We start from the raw sequence: 16406 nt of genomic DNA, 5'->3' as shown, positions 1-16406 counted from the left end.
GGGAGCGGGCTTGCCCGCTCCCACAAGGGATCTCTATTCCAAGGCAGGCAACCAGACCGGCCAAAACCCGATTAACCGTGAGCCCGAGGACCAACCCCAACCCATTCTTGGAGTACTGCCATGAGCGCCAACGTCGACCAGAACCACCGCCCCGACTACGACCAGGTCTTGCAGGACATCGCCGACTACGTCCTCAACTACCGGATCGACTCCCCGGCCGCGCTGGACACGGCCCGCAACTGCCTGATGGACACCCTGGGTTGCGGCCTGCTGGCCCTGCGTTTCCCCGAGTGCACCAAGCACCTGGGGCCGATTGTCGAAGGCACGGTAGTGCCGTTCGGCGCACGGGTGCCGGGCACTTCGTTCCGACTCGACCCGGTCAAGGCCGCCTGGGACATCGGCTGCATCGTGCGCTGGCTCGACTACAACGACACCTGGCTCGCCGCCGAATGGGGCCACCCTTCGGATAACCTCGGCGGCATCCTCGCCGTGGCCGACCACCTCTCGCAAAAGCGCGTGGCCAACGGCGACGCGCCGCTGACCGTGCGCGCGGTGCTGGACGCGATGATCATGGCCCACGAAATCCAGGGCGTGATTGCCCTGGAAAACTCGTTCAACCGCGTCGGCCTCGACCACGTGCTGCTGGTGAAAGTCGCCTCCACCGCCGTCACCGCCAAGCTGATGGGCGCCAACCGCGAGCAACTGCTGGCGGCCTTGTCCCATGCCTTTGTCGATGGCCAAGCGTTGCGCACTTACCGCCATGCGCCGAATGCCGGCTCACGCAAATCGTGGGCGGCGGGGGATGCGTCGAGTCGCGGCGTGCGCCTGGCCGACATCGCCCTGCGTGGCGAAATGGGCATCCCCGGCGTCTTGAGTGCGCCGCAATGGGGGTTCTACGACGTGCTGTTCAGCCACACCAACAAGGACCTGGCCCTCAAGCCCGAGGACAAGCGCGCCTTCAGCCTGTCCCAGCCCTACGGCACTTACGTGATGGAAAACGTGCTGTTCAAGATCAGCTTTCCCGCTGAATTCCACGCGCAAACCGCCTGCGAAGCCGCCGTGACCTTGCACCCGTTGGTCAAGGATCGCCTGCATGAAATCGAGCGCATCGTAATCACCACCCATGAGTCGGCGATCCGCATCATCTCCAAGGTCGGCCAACTGGCCAACGCCGCCGACCGCGACCACTGCCTGCAATACATGACCGCCGTGCCGCTGGCGTTCGGCAACCTGGTGGCCGAGCAGTACGAGGATGAGTTCCACGCTGCGCACCCGATCATCGACGCGTTGCGCGACAAGATGGTCATCGTCGAAGACCCGCGCTACAGCCGCGAATACCTGGAAGCGGACAAGCGCTCGATTGCCAACGCCGTGCAGGTGTTTTTCACGGGCGGCTCCAGCACCGAGCAAGTGGCGGTGGAATACCCGATCGGCCATCGTCGGCGCCGGGTGGAGGGCATTCCGTTGCTGGAAGACAAGTTCAAGGCCAACCTGGCCACGCGGTTTGCCGCGCAGCGCAGCGGGGAGATTTTTGCGTTGTGCAAGGATCAGGCGAAGCTTGAGGCCACGCCGGTGAATCGGTTTGTCGATCTGTGGGTGGTGTGAACAGCCTGCGCAAGGGCCAGGCTTGAAGCCTGAAGACTCGGCGGTTCGCGCTTCCTACATTTGCGGAACCGTTTTCGGATAAATGCCAATCAGATAGTCAGGCGACCGGTGGTTACCGGTCGCCCGCCAAGTGCTCCCCGAGCTAAACCTTGAATCTGAAGAGGTACTTCAATGATTTGCACACATCCACAGGCTTATGCGCCTCACTACGCCAGTTTTGAATTGTCTGCGCCCCCTGCGCCCATCCGGTACGCAGACAGTGCCCAGGCCCGCTCCGGGCACATGACTGTGTCAGGTCCAGCGCTGCCTCAGGGGACGATGGCGTCACTACCGCGCGGGCTGTTTGCAACCCATGCGGGTTTGCAAAACCCAATGCCGCTGTCTCGCGTCGACGGGTCCACCCCACGGGGAGGTAGCCTGATGCACGATGGCGTAGGCCAGCTGGCCGTCGATATCAGGGCTGTACCCAACAGCCCGACGCCGCTCTCACGCTTGAGTGGGTTGAATGAGGGGGTCAGACTCCCGGACAGAGAGGTGATAGCGGGCAACGTTGACTCGTTCGTCGGCGATGTCAGGTCTGTACAACACAGCCCGACGCCGCTCTCACGCTTGAGTGCGTTGGATGATCGGTTCGGGCACCAGGACAGAGAGGTGATGCTGCGCAAAATCGACCAGTTCTTCGACGGTCTCAGCGCTTAACCCAACAGCCCGCCCGCACCTTCACGCGGCGTGTGTTGAACCGGGCGCTCAAGCGCGGGGGAGCCATCGCCAGTCAACAAGGCTTGTGATCGTGTTTTTCAGGTGGGCAACGCTACAGTCAATGTGGGAGCCAGCTCCCACATTTCTTTAGGTGTGGTTCATTCAACGCGAAGGGCTTACAGGCTGCCTTCAACATCTTCCAGGCTGAATGTCTCGGTATGGTCGTCATACGAGAAAATCTCCGCATACCGTCCCCACGCCACCACGCTTTCCAGGGTTTTTTCGACGAAGGCCTCGGTCATCGAGTCCTCCAGCTCCTGCTCGAAACGCACCCGTGGCGCGCGGTGCCCGCTGCGTTCGAGCAGCACCTGGTGAATGCGCGCGGCCAACGGCACATGCTGGATCAGGTGCTCGGCGAACAGGGTCTTGCGTTCCTGGGTGCCATAGTCGGCAAACAACTTGCCGGCGTCGGTGAGGGTGATGTCGGCGCCCTTGAGTTCGGCGAAGCCCAGGTGCTCGAGCATTTCCGCCACGGGAAACAGGTCATCGACTTCCAGCAAGCGCCGCTCGGCCACGGTGGGCAAGCCGGCGTGGCCGTTGTAGGGCTCGGCGGCCAGGGTTTCGATCAGGCCGGCCATCAGGTTGGTGGAGACTTCCGGCAGCAGGCTGCTCATTTTCAGCTCGGGCTTGCCGGCGCTGGCATCGGCGCTGCGCCGGTCGGTCATCAGCGCATAGATGTCATCGACCATTTGCCGGAAGGTCGGGTCCAGCCGGTTGCGCGGGTGGGCAAACGGCACCTTGATCTCGGCGACCACACGGCCGGGGTTGGAGGACAGCACGAGGATGCGGTCGCACATCAGCACCGCTTCTTCGATGTTGTGAGTCACGATCAGGATCGACTTGATCGGCAGTTGCTTGCCACTCCACAGGTCCAGCAAGTCGGTGCGCAGGGTTTCGGCGGTGAGCACGTCGAGGGCGGAGAAGGGTTCGTCCATCAGCAGCAGGGTCGGGTTGACCACCAGGCCACGGGCAAACCCGACGCGCTGGCGCATGCCGCCGGACAGCTCGCGGGGGTAGGCGTTTTCAAAACCGTCGAGGCCGATCAGGTCGATGGCGGCCAGGGCGCGGCGGCGGGTTTCTTTGCGTTCGACCTGTAAGGCTTGCAGGCCTGCTTCGACGTTTTCCAGCACGGTCAGCCAGGGGAACAGGGCGAAGGTCTGGAACACCATGGCCACGCCTTCGGCCGGGCCGGTCAGTGGCACGCCGTGGTAACGCACCTCGCCTGATGACGGCTGGATCAGCCCGGCAATGATGCGCAGCAGGGTGGATTTGCCGGAGCCGGAGCGCCCGAGCATGCCGACGATCTCGCCTTCGTGCAGGCTCAGGTCGACGCCGCTGAGCACGTGCAGTTCATCTTTGCCTTTGCCGAACACCCGGTTCACATTTTTCAGCGAATAGATTTGCGGGGTGTCGGCGGTGTGTTCGGTCGTGGTAGTCATCTGGGTGCATCCCCCTCAATTCAGACGCAGTTTGTTTTCCGCCAGGGCGTACATCGGGCGCCAGACCGCGCGGTTGAAGGCCACCACAAAGATCGACATCACCACCACGCCCAGGGCGATCTTCGGGAAGTCGCCGGCAGCGGTGGTTTGTGCGATGTAGGCGCCGAGGCCGTGGGCGACCACGTTGTCCTGGCCCCAGGACACGTACTCGGAAACGATGCTGGCGTTCCACGCACCACCGGAGGCGGTAATCGCGCCGGTGACGTAATAGGGGAAAATCCCCGGCAGCATCACCTTGCGCCACCACAACCAGCCGCGAATGCGGAAGTTGGCGGCGGCTTCCTTGTAGTCATTGGGAAACGCACTGGCACCGGCCACCACGTTGAACAGGATGTACCACTGGGTGCCGAGCACGATCAGCGGGCTGAGCCAGATGTCCGGGTTGAGGTGGTAGTGCAGGATCACGATGACAAACACCGGGAACAGCAGGTTTGCCGGGAACGCCGCGAGGAACTGCGCCACGGGCTGGATCTTTTGCGCCAGGCGCGGGCGCAGGCCGATCATCACCCCCAGCGGCACCCAGATCAGCGAGGCGATCAGGATCAGGCCCGTCACACGCATCAGGGTGATCAAGCCGAGCACGAACACATGGCCGACCTCGGCGAAGGTCACTTCGGTGCCGACGTACATCACGATGTGGTACAGCGCGTAGGCGGTGAGCACGGCAATCAACGTGCCCCAGACCCAATCGATCACCTTGGAGGCTGCCGGTGATTCGCTCGGCAGCGCCTTGAGCGCACCACCGGCCAGGCTGAAGCGTTTGTTGCCGATACGGCTGATGCTGCGGGTGATGGGGCGCAGGATGCGCTGGACCATGCGCGTGCGTTGGATCAGGTTCAACACCCAGGATTGCGGCGCGGCGCCCTGGGAAGCGGTGGTTTCCATGCGGAATTTGTCGGCCCAGGCCACCAGCGGGCGGAACAGGAACTGGTCGTAGATCAGGATCACCGCGATCATCGCGAGGATCACGTACCCCACCGCATGCAGGTCTTTCTGCGCGATGGCCAGGGCCAGGTACGAACCCACGCCGGGCAAAGTGATGGTCTTGTCGCCGACGGTGATGGCCTCGGAAGCGACCACAAAAAACCAGCCGCCGGACATGCTCATCATCATGTTCCACACCAGGCCGGGCATGGCGAAGGGCACGTCGAGCTTCCAGAAACGTTGCCAGCCCGACAGCCGCAGGTTGGTGGACACTTCCACCAGGTCATGGGGCAACATGCGCAGCGACTGGTAGAAGCTGAACGTCATGTTCCAGGCCTGGCTGGTGAAGATCGCAAAGATCGCCGCACACTCGGCGCCGAGCACACGGCCGGGAAACAGCAGCAGGAAGAAGGTCACGGTAAACGAGATGTAACCGAGTACCGGCACCGATTGCAGGATGTCGAGCACCGGCACCAGGAGTTTTTCGGCGCGCCGGCTTTTTGCCGCGAGGGTGCCGTAGAGGAAGGTGAACACCAGCGCCGCCACCATCGCCGCGAGCATGCGCAGGGTGGTGCGCATGGCGTATTCCGGCAGGTTGGCCGGGTCGAGGGAGATGACCTCACTCTGCAACGTGTCGATGGGCGCCCAGGTTTCCCGTGCGGTGATGGAAAAAAACAGCAGAAAGCCGATCACCAACGGCAGGGCGACACAGGTCCCAGCGATTGGGCAGCAAGCGCAAGGTGGAGGCTGGTATGTAGTGACGGAGCACTTTATTCATAGGCAGTCATTCCTGCTGCGTTCAGGTTCAGGGGCGGCGATGGGGTGAGCATGGCTTCTGTACGAAAGACCCTCCGGGAACGGGCGGGTGTGCTTTCCTGGAGGTTCAAGTAGCCGCGCATCAGGACGATGGCTGCTGGTGGGATGATACGTTTCTGAATGTTACAAGCGGATAAATTTCCTGTCAGTTCGCTGTACGAAAAGCGGCTGGGGCATTGGCGCCCCAGGCGCTTGAGGGTTATTCAAAACGCAGGATGACCCGGCGGTTGTGCTTGCTCTTCTTCTCGATCTTCTCGCAGAACACCCGGCCGATTTCCTCGGTGTTGATCACATGGGTGCCGCCGCACGGCTGGATATCCACCCCGGCAATCTCGATGATGCGCACCGAGCCTTGCACCACCGGCGGCGCAACCGCCTGGGTGCGGGTGATTTGCAGCAGGGTCGAATACTCCGAGGCGGGCATCGACAGGGCCTTCACCGTGTGGGCCTGTTCGATCAGCGCATTGAGGTCGCGGGTGATGCTGTCCTTGTCGAGGGTCATTTCCGGCAGGTCGAAATCCAGGCGACCTTTGTCGGCGCTGATGCTGCAACCGGTCACAGGGGCGTCGATGATCGAGCACAACAGGTGCAGGCAGGTGTGCATCTTCATGTGCTGGTAGCGCCGCTCCCAATCGAGGCCGGCGTCAACCTGCACGCCCGAGGTCAATTGTTCGGGGCAGTGTTCCACCTGGTGCCAGATGATCGAGCGCAGCACCGGGTCGCGCACGGTGCCGACGACCTCGACCCGCGTGCCATCGGCCAGGGTGAAGTGCCCGGTGTCGCCCGGTTGCCCGCCGCCCGTGGGGTAGAACAGCGTGTGCTCCAGGGCGATGCCGTGTTCGCTGACGGCGATGACCCGCGCGCTGAACGCATTCTGGTAGGGCGCGCTGTCGAACAGCGCCAGGGTTTCCATGGTGTGCACGGACATGTTCAACCTCCGACGTTCAAAGGGCTGGTTTGCAACAGATGACGCACCATTGCACTCAAGCCAGGGGGGGAAAGCAGGGTGATTTCAAATTCCGGGCCGCAGACCTTCAGGTTCAGTGGCAGGCGCGGCAGGTGGCTATCGGCTTCAATGCGGTGCAGGCGAAATTGCAGGTGGTGGCGCTCTTTCACCGTCGGCTCCAGCATCAGGCCCTGCAAGGGGTGAAAGTCGGCGTCGAGCACCGTGACCTTGTGGTTGGCGTTGATTTCGCCGACCACGTGCAGGCGCTCGTCGAGGGCGAAGGCGCCGAGGTAATTGCTGTGCTCGGACTCGTCGTTTTTTTGCAGTTGCACCTGGTTGACCACCTTGACCTTGGTGCCTGCGGGCACGTCCTGGGTGATCACGCAGGATGGGCTGATGAACACGTTGTCGCCGATCAGCACATAGCCCAGCACCCGCGCGCCGGAGCCGATCTCGACGTTGTTGCCCAGGCGCGGGTGGCGCTTGCCGTCCGGGTTATTGGCGATGCCACGGGCACCCAGGGTCACGCCGCAGAGGATGTAGCAGTCGTTGCCGATCTCGCAGGTCTCGCCGATCACCGTGCCGTAGCCGTGGTCCAGCACAAAGCGCCGGCCGATACGCGCCGCCGGGTGGATCTCGGCGCCGGAGAGGATCTTGCCCTGGTTGCTGAGCTTGAGGGCCATGCGCGAAAACACGCCGTTGACCTGGTCGGGGAAGTTCCACACCAAATGCGCCAGGCGGTAGAACAGCACCGCCTTGAACGAGGCGTAGGACTCCAGGATCAGCTCACCCCGGCCACGCGAGGCGGGATCACGGTAGGCGTAGGCGATCAAGTCTTCGGCCACGGCCTGGGCGGCGTTCTGCACCAAGGGCGCCAGGTGCGGTTCCAGTTGCTTCATCTGCGCAGGCGTCAGGGTCTTGATGAGGTGCGTGAGCAACTCATCGTGCAGCTGTTGCATGTCAATAAACCCCCCCATGGAGGCACCCCCGCATTCTGGATGGTTGGGAAACCGCTTATTCGAAACTGGGCAGGTAGCTGTCGGCATTGTCGTAGACCATGGTCAGTACCACTGTTTCGGTGGGCAGCTCCGGGGCGAGCTTGGCAATGGCCACCATGTTGGCGGCCGAGGACAGGCCCAGGCTGATGGCATCCGTGCGCATGATGCGTTTCATCATGTCGATGCACTCCTGGCGCGACACCTTGAGCATGCCGTCCAGCACATCCAGGTTGAGGATGCTGGGGATCAGGCCGATCGACAGGCCCTGGATATGGTGCGGCGCGTGCTGGTTTTTCAGCAGGTCGCACTCTTCCGGCTCCACGCCCATGACGCGCAGCTCCGGCCAGGCGGCCTTGAGGGTTTCGCCGATGCCGGTGATGTGGCCACCGGTGCCGATGCCGCTGACGAAGTAGTCCACGCGCCGCTCACCAAAAGCGCGCAGGATCTCGGGTGCGGTGGTGTCGCGGTGGGTTTGCGGGTTGGCGCCATTGCGTTGCTGGTTGAGCATCACGTAGCTGGGGTTTTCCAGTTGCAGTTCCAGGCACTTTTCGCCGTGGGAATTGTTACCGAGGCGGCTGTCTGACAGCACCACCTTGGCGCCGTAGAGGCGCAGCAGCTTCTGCTTTTCGGGGCTGTAGTTGTCGGGGATCACCAGCACCACTTTGTAGCCCAGCACGTTGCCCGCCATCACCAGGCCAATGCCGGTGTTGCCGCCGCTGGGCTCGATGATGGTTTGCCCGGCGTCACGGATCAGCACGCCACGGCGCTCGGCGTCGAGGATCATGCCCAGGGCGATACGCGCCTTGTGGCTGCCGCCAGGGTTGAGGGATTCGAGCTTGGCGTAGACCTCGATGCCGAGGTCTTCGGAAAACTGCGCCAGACGTACGATCGGCGTATGGCCGATGACGTCGAGAATGGAGTTATGCAGCATCAGTCAGCCCCCGGCTCAATACAAAGGCATGTCGGGTTCGACGTCGCGCACCCAATGCTTCATGCCGCCCTGCAGCACTTTGGTGTTGGCGAAACCGGCCGCCAGCAGGGTGGTGGCCGCTTGCTCGGCGCGGGTGCCGGCATAACAGATCAGGTAGTGGGTGTTGTCGCGGCTGAGGCTGTCGAGTTGTCCATCCAGCTCGGCCAAGGGGATGTGCACCACGCCGGGCAATTTGCACACTTCCAGCTCGCTGGCGTCGCGCACGTCCAGCAGTACGTCGGCGCTGCGCGGGTGTTCGAGCAGTTGCTTGAGCACGCGCGGCTTGATGTAGCGTTCTGCGGCCAGCGACGGCGTGCTCGGCACTGCGTCGGCCCACACCGCTGGTGCCTGGCTTGCGCTGTGGCGCAGCTCCGAGCAGCACGGGCAGTCGGCGCGGCGCTTGAAGCGGATCTCGCTGAATTTCATTGCCAGCGCATCGAAGCGCATCAGGCGGCCAGACAGGGGGTCGCCGATGCCGATGAGCAACTTGATCGCCTCGGTGGCCTGGATCATCCCGACCACGCCGGGCAGCACGCCGATGACCCCGCCGGCGCTGCAATTGGGTGCCAGCTCAGCGGGCGGCGCCTGGGGAAACAGGCAGCGGTAGCACGGCCCACCTTTATAGTTGAGCACGCTGATCTGCCCGTCGAAACGGTAGATGGCGCCGTACACCAAGGGTTTGCCCAGCTGGACGCAGGCGTCGTTGACCAGGTAGCGGGTGTCGAAATTGTCGGTGCCGTCGATCACCAGGTCGTAGGCGCCGACCAGCTCGAGGGCGTTGTCGGCATTCAGGGCGGTGTCGTGGGCGTTGATCTGGATATGGCGGTTGAGGTCCTGCAGGCGCTGCCTGGCGGACTCGACCTTGGGCATGCCCAATGTGCTGTTGCCGTGGACGATCTGGCGTTGCAGGTTGCTGCTTTCCACCACGTCGAAATCCACCAGGCCCAGGGTGCCGATGCCGGCCGCCGCCAGGTAGAGGCTGATGGGCGAGCCCAGGCCGCCGGTGCCGATGATCAGCACCTTGGCTTTCTTCAGGTTCAACTGGCCTTCGCGGCCGACGCCCGGCAGGGTGATATGGCGCACATAACGTTGCACTTCTTCATTGCTCAACGTCTCCACATCCATGCCGCCGGACGTGGCGAGCAACACTTCGATCCGGGCTTTCCCGGGGAGTGGATCGTCGGCGCCGATCAGCTCTTCCTCGGCGGTAAACAGGAAGTGTTCCTTGAGCTGGTTGTTCTTTTCGTGGAACAGATGCGGGCGCAATTGCGGGTGGCTTTCGCAGAGGTTTTCAATGACTTCGCGCAATGTCGATCCGGTGCCCTCAAGGGTCGATTCCGGCAGCTTGGCCACGCGAACCAGAATGTCGGGGAAAGAGACAGCGTTCATGGACAACTCCGTGTGCAGGTCGTTGAAAGGGTTAAGGGCGAAATGCTTGCCATCCCAGGCAAACAGCTTTGAACTCAGGGCCTGGCCCTGGCGAACATCGACCACCAGGTAGCTCACGGGGAAGATCGGTTCGCCCATGAACAGCGCCTTGTCCTGGTCTTCGTCACTGAAGTAGGCGCCGACGTCGGGGTGGGAGTGGTAGATCACCACCACCGGGTTGTCGCCGCGAAACGCTTTGTTCAGCAGCAGGGTGTCGGCCACCGAGAAGGTGTAGCCGTTGGCGGCGGTGCGCGGGTAGATCTCGGGGTTCTTGCGGTGCAGCTCGTTCTGGATATTGCTGCCCAGGTGCACACTGCCGTCGGCGAAGACGAACCCACAGCATTCCTCAGGATAGCTGCGGCTGGCGTGGGCGTAGATCTGTTCCAGGGCGTTGGGGCGGAGGACGTCCATGTTTCTCTCGCGTCTGTTGAAAGTCATTTTTTCTTGGCCAGGAGTTTTTCAACCGGCAACTTGGTGATCGCAAAACCGGCCAGCAGGATGGCCGAATACAGCATCAGGTCGCGGGAAATCGCCACGCCTTCGTACCAGGCGCCGATGATCACCGCGAACACCGGGAAGATGATGAACACGAACGACAGGATGATCGGGCTCAGGCGCTTGAGCAGCATGAAGTACACGATGAAGCCACCGACCGAGGCGACCAGCCCGAGGTAGAACAGCGCACTCCAGGAGCGCAGGGTGATGCTGTCGAAGCTGGGGGTTTCAAACCACAGCCCGGCCACGAACAGCATCAGCCCGGCAATGCCGATGGGCAGGGTGTTGTAGGTGATCACGCTGATGGCGCTGCCTTTTTGCTTGGTAATGACGTAGCACAAGGCATGCATGATCGCGGCGGTCAGAATCGCCAGCACCCCGAAGAACTCGGCGTGGTCCAGGTGCAGGCCCTGGCTCTTGATGATCATGTAGAGGCTGCCGAAACCGATACCGATGCCGACCACCTGGGAGAAGTAGATGCGCTCGCGCAGGAACAGCGCGGAGAAAATCAGGATGAACACCGGCATGCAACTGAACAGCAGGGCGGTCAGGCCGGATGACACATGCATCTCGCCGTAGTTGAGCAGGTAATAGGGAACGCTGAAGTAGGAGAGGGTCACGAACACAAAGAACCAGCGGCTTTCCCGGGGGAACAGGATCGGCTCGCGGCGCACCATGGCAAAACACAGGAACAGCGGGAAGGCGATCAGGAAGCGCAGGCCCGCGGACGTCAGCGGCGGCACGCTCTCCACGGCAATCTTGATCCCCAGCCAGGTGGTGCCCCAGCTCAGGCACACGATGAGAAACATCAGGCTGGTGACCAGGCCGGCCAACCACTGTTTCTGGGATTTGGTTTTTTCAGCGTTTTCGAGAACGGCGGACATTGGCATCGTTTATTACTTCCCTGAGCCGGAATTGAACTCTATATTGAACTTGTAATGAGTTATTAAATTCGGCGATTGAACCCGTAAAAGCACACTATTAGGGCGAAAGATGGCTGTCAAAACAAATATTGACATGGTGTCAATTATGCGTGAGGGGTTGTCCAGCGGGCAGGGCGTGAAGTACAAGCGCCTGTCCGATGTCATGGAACGGGGCATCCTCGAAGGGCTGATTGAACCAGGACGAAAGCTACCGCCCCATCGGGTGCTTTCCGACAATCTTGGGGTGACCATCGGCACCATCAGCCGGGCCTACGGCGAACTGGAACGCCTGGGCTTGGTGGTGGCGCGGGTGGGTGACGGCACTTTCGTGCGCAAGCGTGGGATGGAGCGCCAACGTGATGAAGGTTTTCGCAACTTCAGCGAGGAGCCGCGCCAGTTCTTCGACATGAGCCGCAACATGCATATCCCCGGGCAAGAGACGGCCTTTCTTTCCCAGAGCCTGCAAACCCTGGCGACCAACGCCAAGTTCCTTCAGGACATCAGTGCGTACACACCCGATGCCGGCCTGCCGCGTTACCGCGAAGCCGGCGCGCAATGGCTGGTACAGCGTGACTTTCATCCGATTCCCGAGCAGGTCATCTGCGTCAACCGCGGCCAGCACGGTTTGCTCTGCGCGATGATGGCGTTGCTGCGCGCTGGCGATACGGTGGTCACCGAACAATTGACGTACCCGGGCTTGATCACCGCAGCCCGTATGCTTGGCGTGCGCCTGATCGGCCTGGAGATGGACGAAGAGGGCGTGCTGCCGAGTGCGCTGGAAGAAGTCTGTCGTAACCACCGGGTTTCGGCGTTGTATTGCACGCCGACCATTCAGAACCCGACGACGGCGGTCCTGTCGATTTCGCGCCGGGAGGCATTGGCCCGGGTCTGCCGGGAACACAACCTGCTGATTCTCGAAGACGAGGCCCACGGCGTGTTGGTGGAAGATCGTCCACCGCCCCTCAGTCACTTCGCGCCCGAGCGTACGATTTTGATCAGCAGTCTGAGCAAGGCGGTGTCGGCCGGGTTACGTGTGGGGTATGTGCACGCACCGCCGGCGCTGGTCAGCCGTATTTCGGCGGCGCTGCGCTCGACCTGCTGGATGGCCACGCCGGTGACGCTGGAACTGGCGACACAGTGGATCGAAAACGGCACTGCGGAATACCTGTTGCGTCAGCAGATCAACGAGATCAGTCGCCGCAAAACCCTGGTCGAGGGGGTGTTGGCCGGGCTTGAGTACCGCACGCACCTCAACAGCCCGCACTTCTGGATCGAAGTCCCGGAACCGTGGCGCGCGTCGGAAATCGAGGCGGAGCTCAAGCAGAATAATTACCTGATCGCCACGGCCGAGGCGTTTGCCGTAGGGCAGACGGCGGTGCCGCAGTTTATTCGGGCGAGTGTCTGCAATACATCGGGGGATGACCAGCTGTTGTTGGCGGGGTTTGATGCGTTGGCGACGGCGCTGGGGCAGGGTGGAGGGCGGTTTCAGTTGTAGGCAGGTTTACCGCGTTATCGTTCATCGCAGGCAAGCCAGCTCCCACATGTTGATGTGTAAATGCAGTCAACTGTGGGAGCGGGCTTGCCCGCGAAGAGGCCAGCCCAGACGACACAACTACTTGAACCGACGCTCCACACCCTTCTCCACCAAAATCTTCGCGGAAATCTCCTCCACCGAAAAGTGGGTGGAATTGATATGCGCAATATTCTCGCGACGGAACAGATTTTCCACTTCACGCACTTCGAACTCGCACTGCGCGTAGCTGGAATAGCGGCTATTGGGCTTGCGCTCGTTGCGGATCGAGGTAAGGCGGTCCGGGTCGATGGTCAGGCCGAACAACTTGTGGCGGTGCGAGCGCAGGGCCGCAGGCAGCGTCAGGTGCTCCATGTCGTCCTCGGTCAGCGGGTAGTTGGCCGCGCGGATGCCGAACTGCATGGCCATGTAGAGGCAGGTGGGCGTCTTGCCGCAGCGGGACACGCCCACCAGGATCAGGTCGGCCTTGTCGTAGTAGTGCGTGCGGGCGCCGTCGTCGTTGTCGAGGGCGAAGTTCACCGCCTCGATACGCTCCATATAGTTGGAGTTGTGCCCAATGGAATGGGACTTTCCTACCGAGTATGAGGAGTGTTCACTCAGCTCTTGTTCCAGTGGCGCAAGGAACGTCGAGAAGATGTCGATCATGAAACCATTGGAAGTCGCGAGGATCTCACGAATGTCCTGATTGACAATGGTGTCGAAAATGATCGGCCGAAAGCCGTCTTTTTCAGCCGCCAGATTGATTTGTTGTACCATGGCCCGCGCTTTATCCACGCTGTCGATATAAGGCCGCGTGAATTTGGCGAAGGTAATGTTTTCGAACTGCGCCAACAGGCTTTGACCCAATGTTTCGGCGGTGATGCCGGTGCCGTCGGAGATAAAGAAAGCAGATCGTTTCATTTGAGCCCTGGGCCTTAAGCTGATGACGAATCTTGGATATGATAGGCGCGATTTTGCCGTCCCGCAGTGGGCCGCATTCTCACTTATTTTCCAGGTCCAGGCCACAAGCGCTGGCGAAAGCTCCTACTGAGCAGCCGGCGTCCTGAGCTTTTCCAACACAGTTAGTGGAGAGATCACCTTGGTAGAGTACGTAGTTTCCCTCGATAAGCTCGGCGTCCATGATGTAGAGCACGTGGGGGGCAAGAACGCATCCCTCGGCGAGATGATCAGTAATCTTGCAGGCGCTGGTGTTTCGGTGCCGGGTGGTTTTGCCACCACGGCCCAGGCTTACCGCGATTTCCTCGAACTGAGCGGCCTCAACGCTCAGATCCACGCCGCGCTGGACGCACTGGACGTCGATGACGTCAACGCCCTGGCCAAGACCGGCAGCCAGATCCGCCAATGGATCATGGACGCCGAGTTCCCCGAGAAGCTCAACGAAGAAATCCGCACCGCCTTCGCCGAACTGTCGGCCGGCAACCCGGACGTGGCCGTCGCCGTACGTTCCTCGGCCACCGCCGAAGACTTGCCGGACGCCTCCTTCGCCGGTCAGCAAGAAACCTTCCTGAACATCCGTGGCGTGGAGAACGTGATCCGCGCGGCCAAGGAAGTGTTCGCCTCGCTGTTCAACGATCGCGCAATTTCCTACCGTGTACACCAAGGTTTCGACCACAAGCTGGTAGCCCTGTCTGCCGGCGTGCAGCGCATGGTGCGTTCGGAAACCGGCACCGCCGGCGTCATGTTCACCCTCGATACCGAATCGGGCTTCCGTGACGTGGTGTTTATCACCGGAGCCTACGGCCTGGGGGAAACCGTCGTACAAGGCGCGGTCAACCCGGACGAATTCTACGTCCACAAGCACACCCTTGAAGCCGGTCGCCCGGCCATCCTGCGCCGTAACCTGGGCAGCAAGGCCATCAAGATGATCTACGGCGACGAAGCCAAGGCCGGCCGTTCGGTGAAAACCGTTGACGTCGACAAGGCTGATCGCGCGCGTTTCTGCCTGACCGACGCTGAAGTCAGCGAATTGGCCAAGCAAGCGATGATTATCGAAAAGCACTACAAGTGCCCGATGGACATCGAGTGGGCCAAAGATGGCGACGACGGCAAGCTGTACATCGTGCAGGCTCGCCCGGAAACCGTGAAGAGCCGCACTTCGGCCAATGTCATGGAACGCTACCTGCTGAAAGAAACCGGCACCGTGCTGGTGGAAGGCCGTGCCATCGGCCAGCGCATTGGCGCCGGCAAGGTGCGGATCATCAAGGACGTGTCCGAAATGGACAAAGTCCAGCCAGGTGACGTGCTGGTCTCCGACATGACCGACCCGGACTGGGAACCGGTGATGAAGCGCGCCAGCGCCATCGTCACCAACCGTGGCGGACGTACCTGCCACGCGGCGATCATCGCCCGTGAACTGGGGATTCCTGCGGTCGTGGGCTGCGGCAACGCGACTCAACTGTTGAAAGACGGTCAGGGCGTCACCGTTTCCTGCGCCGAAGGCGACACCGGCTTCATCTTTGAAGGCGAGCTGGGCTTCGACATCAAGCAAAACTCCATCGACGCCATGCCCGACCTGCCGTTCAAGATCATGATGAACGTCGGCAACCCGGACCGCGCCTTCGACTTCGCGCAGTTGCCGAACGCCGGTGTGGGCCTGGCCCGCCTGGAGTTCATCATCAACCGCATGATCGGCGTGCACCCCAAGGCCCTGTTGAACTACGACGGCCTGCCGCTGGACATCAAGGAAAGCGTCGACAAGCGCATCGCCGGCTACAACGACCCGGTGGGTTTCTACGTCGAGAAGCTGGTGGAAGGCATCAGCACCCTGGCGGCAGCGTTCTACCCGAAAAAGGTCATCGTGCGCCTGTCGGACTTCAAGTCCAACGAATACGCCAACCTGATCGGCGGCAAACTCTATGAGCCGGAAGAAGAAAACCCGATGCTGGGTTTCCGTGGCGCCTCGCGTTACATCAGCGAAGCGTTCCGCGACTGCTTCGAACTCGAATGCCGCGCCCTCAAGCGCGTGCGTAACGAGATGGGCCTGACCAACGTCGAGATCATGGTGCCGTTCGTGCGCACCCTGGGCGAAGCGAGCCAGGTCGTGGATCTGCTGGCTGAGAACGGCCTGTCCCGTGGCGAGAACGGCCTGCGCGTGATCATGATGTGCGAACTGCCGTCCAACGCCATCCTGGCCGAAGAGTTCCTGGAATTCTTCGACGGTTTCTCCATCGGCTCCAACGACCTGACCCAGCTCACCCTGGGCTTGGACCGCGACTCCGGGATCATTGCGCACCTGTTCGACGAGCGGAATCCTGCGGTCAAGAAGCTGCTGGCCAACGCCATCCAGGCCTGTAACAAGGCCGGCAAGTACATCGGTATCTGCGGCCAAGGCCCTTCCGATCACCCGGACCTGGCCAAATGGCTGATGGAACAGGGTATCGAGAGCGTCTCGCTGAACCCCGATTCCGTGCTGGAAACCTGGTTCTTCCTGGCGGAAGGCCAAGCGTCCGCCTAAGGTCGGTACGTCAAAAGTGCCGGTCACTCGTTGAGGGTGGCCGGCATTCTTATCTGTA

The 16406-nt window shown here is 61.7% G+C and carries 11 protein-coding genes and 1 pseudogene; 4 read left to right on the top strand and 8 right to left on the bottom strand.

Translation table 11 applies throughout. The features are described from left to right. The first annotated feature begins 120 nt into the window (after positions 1-120). Both prpD and PSH87_RS20815 read left to right on the top strand, forming a co-directional pair. Entirely contained in the window at positions 121-1605 is a 1485-nt protein-coding gene (gene prpD / locus PSH87_RS20820) for a 2-methylcitrate dehydratase (RefSeq protein WP_305430931.1), read from the top strand. A gap of 420 nt (positions 1606-2025) precedes the next feature. Beyond that, a complete protein-coding gene (locus PSH87_RS20815; protein ID WP_305430930.1) occupies positions 2026-2304 on the top strand; it encodes a hypothetical protein in 279 nt (92 codons plus the stop codon). A gap of 176 nt (positions 2305-2480) precedes the next feature. Here the strand turns inward: PSH87_RS20815 and PSH87_RS20810 are convergent, their stop codons facing one another. The 7 genes and pseudogenes from PSH87_RS20810 to PSH87_RS20780 all read right to left on the bottom strand — a co-directional run bounded on the left by PSH87_RS20810 (position 2481) and on the right by PSH87_RS20780 (position 11273). Then, a complete protein-coding gene (locus PSH87_RS20810; RefSeq protein WP_305430929.1) occupies positions 2481-3803 on the bottom strand; it encodes a nitrate/sulfonate/bicarbonate ABC transporter ATP-binding protein in 1323 nt (440 codons plus the stop codon). Positions 3804-3818: 15 nt separating this feature from the next. Further along, a pseudogene (locus PSH87_RS20805) lies at positions 3819-5565 on the bottom strand (ABC transporter permease). A gap of 237 nt (positions 5566-5802) precedes the next feature. Then, complete coding sequence (locus PSH87_RS20800; RefSeq protein WP_257781155.1) at positions 5803-6531, bottom strand: alanyl-tRNA editing protein; 729 nt, start codon at positions 6529-6531, stop codon at positions 5803-5805. Positions 6532-6533: 2 nt separating this feature from the next. Then, on the bottom strand, positions 6534-7526 hold the full coding sequence (locus tag PSH87_RS20795) for a serine O-acetyltransferase (protein WP_257781156.1): 993 nt from the start codon (positions 7524-7526) through the stop codon (positions 6534-6536). A gap of 37 nt (positions 7527-7563) precedes the next feature. Next, positions 7564-8478, bottom strand: a complete 915-nt coding sequence (locus tag PSH87_RS20790) for a PLP-dependent cysteine synthase family protein (protein ID WP_017739554.1) — start codon at positions 8476-8478, stop codon at positions 7564-7566. 15 nt (positions 8479-8493) lie between these two features. Beyond that, positions 8494-10356: a molybdopterin-synthase adenylyltransferase MoeB gene (gene moeB, locus PSH87_RS20785; RefSeq protein WP_305430926.1), complete on the bottom strand. Its 1863-nt coding sequence runs from the start codon at positions 10354-10356 to the stop codon at positions 8494-8496. A 23-nt stretch (positions 10357-10379) separates the two neighbouring features. Further along, the gene (locus PSH87_RS20780; RefSeq protein WP_177325364.1) at positions 10380-11273 is read right to left on the bottom strand and encodes a DMT family transporter; all 894 of its coding nucleotides are present in this window, start codon (positions 11271-11273) and stop codon (positions 10380-10382) included. Positions 11274-11433: 160 nt separating this feature from the next. Between PSH87_RS20780 and PSH87_RS20775 the strand changes: the two genes are divergently transcribed. Next, positions 11434-12858 carry a PLP-dependent aminotransferase family protein gene (locus tag PSH87_RS20775; RefSeq protein WP_305430924.1) on the top strand — a complete coding sequence of 475 codons (1425 nt, stop codon included), beginning with the start codon at positions 11434-11436 and terminating at the stop codon, positions 12856-12858. A gap of 117 nt (positions 12859-12975) precedes the next feature. Here PSH87_RS20775 and PSH87_RS20770 read toward each other — a convergent pair whose 3' ends face one another. Then, a complete protein-coding gene (locus PSH87_RS20770; RefSeq protein ID WP_017739558.1) occupies positions 12976-13794 on the bottom strand; it encodes a pyruvate, water dikinase regulatory protein in 819 nt (272 codons plus the stop codon). A gap of 178 nt (positions 13795-13972) precedes the next feature. Here PSH87_RS20770 and ppsA point away from each other — a divergent pair, with 178 nt between their 5' ends. Beyond that, complete coding sequence (gene ppsA / locus PSH87_RS20765) at positions 13973-16348, top strand: phosphoenolpyruvate synthase (RefSeq protein ID WP_124526656.1); 2376 nt, start codon at positions 13973-13975, stop codon at positions 16346-16348. The last annotated feature ends 58 nt before the right edge of the window (positions 16349-16406 follow it).

It is taken from the genome of Pseudomonas sp. FP453, assembly GCF_030687495.1.
Classification (GTDB): Bacteria; Pseudomonadota; Gammaproteobacteria; order Pseudomonadales; family Pseudomonadaceae; genus Aquipseudomonas.
This window is presented reverse-complemented; position numbering and strand designations above follow the sequence as displayed.

Bases quoted from the DNA above. Each gene is read 5' to 3' on its own strand.
- PSH87_RS20815 (WP_305430930.1), top strand. From the start codon at position 2,026: ATGCACGATGGCGTAGGCCAGCTGGCCGTCGATATCAGGGCTGTACCC.
- PSH87_RS20790 (WP_017739554.1), bottom strand. From the start codon at position 8,478: ATGCTGCATAACTCCATTCTCGACGTCATCGGCCATACGCCGATCGTA.
- PSH87_RS20795 (WP_257781156.1), bottom strand. From the start codon at position 7,526: ATGGGGGGGTTTATTGACATGCAACAGCTGCACGATGAGTTGCTCACG.
- PSH87_RS20775 (WP_305430924.1), top strand. From the start codon at position 11,434: ATGGCTGTCAAAACAAATATTGACATGGTGTCAATTATGCGTGAGGGG.
- PSH87_RS20800 (WP_257781155.1), bottom strand. From the start codon at position 6,531: ATGTCCGTGCACACCATGGAAACCCTGGCGCTGTTCGACAGCGCGCCC.
- moeB (WP_305430926.1), bottom strand. From the start codon at position 10,356: ATGGACGTCCTCCGCCCCAACGCCCTGGAACAGATCTACGCCCACGCC.
- PSH87_RS20810 (WP_305430929.1), bottom strand. From the start codon at position 3,803: ATGACTACCACGACCGAACACACCGCCGACACCCCGCAAATCTATTCG.
- PSH87_RS20770 (WP_017739558.1), bottom strand. From the start codon at position 13,794: ATGAAACGATCTGCTTTCTTTATCTCCGACGGCACCGGCATCACCGCC.
- prpD (WP_305430931.1), top strand. From the start codon at position 121: ATGAGCGCCAACGTCGACCAGAACCACCGCCCCGACTACGACCAGGTC.